General features: G+C 70.1%; 4 protein-coding genes. 2 read left to right on the top strand and 2 right to left on the bottom strand.

Annotated elements, in window-relative coordinates; genetic code table 11:
* Window positions 1-5 precede the first annotated feature (5 nt).
* Window positions 6-1,550 (bottom strand): DHA2 family efflux MFS transporter permease subunit, encoded by a 1,545-nt coding sequence (locus tag AC1RTC_RS17105; protein WP_493157804.1) that lies wholly within the window; start codon window positions 1,548-1,550, stop codon window positions 6-8.
* A complete protein-coding gene (locus AC1RTC_RS17110) occupies window positions 1,547-2,320 on the bottom strand; it encodes a TspO-related membrane protein (RefSeq protein ID WP_493157805.1) in 774 nt (257 codons plus the stop codon). The genes AC1RTC_RS17105 and AC1RTC_RS17110 overlap by 4 nt, the downstream gene beginning before the upstream one ends.
* 59 nt (window positions 2,321-2,379) lie before the next feature.
* Between AC1RTC_RS17110 and AC1RTC_RS17115 the strand changes: the two genes are divergently transcribed.
* Complete coding sequence (locus tag AC1RTC_RS17115; protein WP_493157807.1) at window positions 2,380-2,802, top strand: MarR family winged helix-turn-helix transcriptional regulator; 423 nt, start codon at window positions 2,380-2,382, stop codon at window positions 2,800-2,802.
* Window positions 2,803-2,812: 10 nt separating this feature from the next.
* The gene (ypfJ, locus tag AC1RTC_RS17120) at window positions 2,813-3,688 is read left to right on the top strand and encodes a KPN_02809 family neutral zinc metallopeptidase (RefSeq protein ID WP_493157809.1); all 876 of its coding nucleotides are present in this window, start codon (window positions 2,813-2,815) and stop codon (window positions 3,686-3,688) included.
* The last annotated feature ends 36 nt before the right edge of the window (window positions 3,689-3,724 follow it).

A 3,724-nucleotide genomic window follows, 5' to 3' on the forward strand; every position in this document is an offset into this window, starting at 1 on the left:
AGCGCCTACTCGACCCGCCGGGAGGAACCCAGACGGAGGGTCGCGAGGAAGCCGAGCACGAGGAACCCGGCGGCGGCGAACGCCGAGTACCGGGTCGCGTCGCTGAAGGCGGCGCGGGCGTCGGCCGCGGCATCCGGAGACTGCTTCTCGAGGGCCGGAATCGCGGTGCCCGACGAGTCGACGACAAGGTCGACAATCTGCGTGCGCACGGATGCCGGGATCTCAGCCCGATCGTCGAGCCGGGCCTGCAGGCCGCCGCCGAGCGAGGTGAAGAGCACGGTGCCGAGGATGGCGATCCCGAGCGCCGAGCCGATCTGACGGGACGTGCTCTGCGTGCCGGAGCCCTGCCCGCTCTGGTCGACCGGCACGTCCTTGAGCACCACGCCGGTGAGCTGTGCGGTCGCGCAGCCGACGCCGAACCCGTAGACGAAGAGGCCGGGCACGATGTGCCACCACTCCGCCGAGGGGTTGATCGCGAGCGCGACGATCACGAGGCCGAGGATCTCGGCGAGGATGCCCACGCGCACGATCAGGACGGGCGCGATGCGGTTGCCGAACGCGCCCGCGAAACCGCTGGCCACGAAGGAGCCGATCGCGAGCGCGAGGATGACGAACCCGGTCTGCAGCGCGTCGTAGCCGAGCACGTTCTGCAGCCAGAGCGGCAGCGACAGGATGATGCCGAACTCGCCGAGCGACACGATGAGGGCGGCGATGTTGCCGTTGCGGAACGACGGGATGCGCAGCAGTCCGAACGCGAGCATCGTGCTCTCGCCCCGTCGCTGGCGGCGCAGGCCCCACGCGACGAAGGCGGCCAGGGCGAGAAGCGCGAGGAGGAACGCGAAGGGGATGGGCGAGACATCCCAGGTCCAGAAGGAGGGCGGAGTGTCGCTGACGAACCAGCCGTAGGTGCGCCCCTCGATCAGCCCGAACACGAGCGAGGCGAAGAGCACGACCGAGAGCAGGGCGCCGACGACGTCGATGCGGCCGGAGGTCGTCTCGCGCGACTCGAGCGCGAACACCAGCACCCCGATCACGATGATCACGCCGAGCGGCACGTTGATGCCGAAGGCCCACCGCCACGAGAAGTACGTCGTCAGCCAGCCGCCGAGCAGCGGCCCGACCGCGGCCATGCCGCCGATCGTCGAGCCCCACACCGCGAACGCGATCGCCCGCTCCTTGCCCCGGAACGTCGTGTTGATGATTGAGAGCGACGCCGGAAGGATCATGGCCCCGCCGATGCCCTGCAGCGTGCGCGACGCGATGAGCAGGGTGCCGTCAGCCGCGAGGGCCGCGAGCACGGAGGCGAGCGCGAAGACGATCACGCCGATGAGCAGCACGCGGCGGCGGCCGAACCGGTCGGCGAGGGTGCCGAAAACGAGGAGCAGGGATGCGAACACGAGCGTGTACGTCTCCTGCACCCACTGCACCTCGGTGGAGGAGATGCCGAGCTCGTCCACGATGGACGGGATCGCGACGTTGACGATGGTCGAGTCGACGATGATCAGCGCGACGGCGATGCTGATGAAGACGAGCCCGAGCCAGCGCCTCATGCGCGCACCCGCGCAATCGCGGTCGCGGCGAGCACGACGACGGCGGCTACGATCGCGGCGACACCGGCCGGTATCGAGACCAGCTCGCCCGCCAGGCGCCCGACCGCTACCCACGCGAGCCCCCACGTGAGCGACAGCGCCGGGGCGATCCGCCCCCGCCCCCTCACCGCCACGAGGACGCCGATCGCGCCGGCCACCGCGAGCACGATCACCGCCCACACGTCGGGCGAGAGTCCGAAGCCGGTGAATCCGGACGCCACGAGCAGCGCGGTCGCGTTGGCGGCGGTCGCGATGCTCACCCAACCGAGATACAGGCCGAGCGTGCCATCCGTGATGATCGTGTCGATGGTGCCCGAGGGGGGATACCGCAGGCACAGCAGGAACGCGCGCACGAGCACCGCAAGCAGGGCGACGATCACGGGCAGGCTCAGCCAGAGCTGGTCGAACTGCACGCTGAGGATCCAGGCGGCATTGAGGAGCAGGGATGCCGCGACCCAGTACCCGAGCCGGCGGTGCCGCTCGGCGCCCGACTGCTTGGGCAGGAACTGCCACACCGCATACGCGAGGAGGCCGAGGTAGATGGCGCTCCAGATCGAGAACGCGGGGACGTCCGGCGCGATCGGGGTCGCCGTGGCGCTCAGCGCGCCGCCCGACGCCTCCTGGATGGGCGTCCCGCCCGCGGCCCCCGACCCGACGAACGAGCCGATGACCGCGATCACGGCGCTCGCCGCGACGGTGATCTGCCGTACCGTGTCCCGTGCTTCGCGCATGCTCTGCCTCCGATTGATCAGCCAGCTTACTAATCGACCGTAGCACGTAGAGTTGGTGCGTGACAGACCCCATGGAGCACTGGCCGACGGGCCGCCTCCTGTCCACGGCGGCGAGGCTGGTCGAGCACGCCTGGGTCGAGGCGCTCGAGGCGCGCGGCCTCACGCACGCCGGGATGATCGCCCTGCACTTCCTCGACGCGGGCCCGCTGAGCCAGTCCGAACTGGCGAGGCTGGCGAAGGTCGAGAACCAGACCATGTCGCGCACCATCGAGCGGCTCGAGCGCTCCGGGTTCGTGGAGCGCCGCGCGGATCCCTCCGATCGCCGCCGCCAGATCGTGAGCCGCACCGCCGCGGGCGATGCGGCCTGGGCATCCGTCCGGTCGCTCGAATCGGAGGTGTTCCCGGCGCTGCAGGATAGCGAGCGGATGCGCGCGGGTCTACTGGAGATCATCCGTCGTTCCGCGGAGGACCGCTGGAAGTAACGTTGTCCCCATGACGTTCAACGACAACGCGAAGATCGACTCGAGCCGGGTCAGTCGCCGGGGCCGCAACACGGGAATCGCCGTCGGCGGCGGCGGTGGCCTCCTCGTGATCGGCCTGTTCATCGTGTCCCAGTTGCTGGGCGTCGACCTCACCGGTCTGGCGGGCGGCGTGGGCACCACGACCGAGGAGCAGGGCCAGCCGATCGCCAACTGCGACGTGGGGTCGCAGGCGAACGCCAGCATCGACTGCCTCATGGGCGGGGCATCCGACTCGCTCGACACCTACTGGTCCACCGAGCTGCCGAAGCTCGGCGCGACGTACCGCTCGACGAACATCGTGCTCTTCACCGATTCGACGAACACGGGATGCGGCGGCGCGACCAGCGACGTCGGGCCCTTCTACTGCCCGCCCGACGAGACGATCTACGTCGACACCGCCTTCTATGACGAGCTCACCAGCCGGTTCGGGGCGTCAGACGGGCCGCTCGCCGAGATGTACGTGGTCGCGCACGAGTGGGGCCACCACATCCAGAACATCACCGGCATCATGAACGGCCTCGACCTGCAGGCCACCGGCCCGACCTCCGACTCCGTGCGGCTCGAGCTGCAGGCGGACTGCTTCGCCGGCGCGTGGGTGGGGGCGGCGCCGACCATCAAGGACGCGGACGGGGTGTCGTTCCTCGAGCCCGTCACCGACGAGCAGATCCAGAACGCCCTGAGCGCCGCGGCGGCCGTCGGCGACGACCGCATCCAGTCCTCGACGCAGGGCCAGGTCACGCCCGAGACGTGGACGCACGGCTCGAGCGAGTCGCGCCAGAAGTGGTTCCAGATCGGCTACAAGGGCGGGCCGGACGCCTGCAACACGTTCCAGGTGGCGACGCCCTAGGTGGGTTGAGTAGGCCGCCCACGGCCGTATCGAAGC

The organism is Rhodoglobus sp. GW821-FHT12B09 (assembly GCF_058809925.1).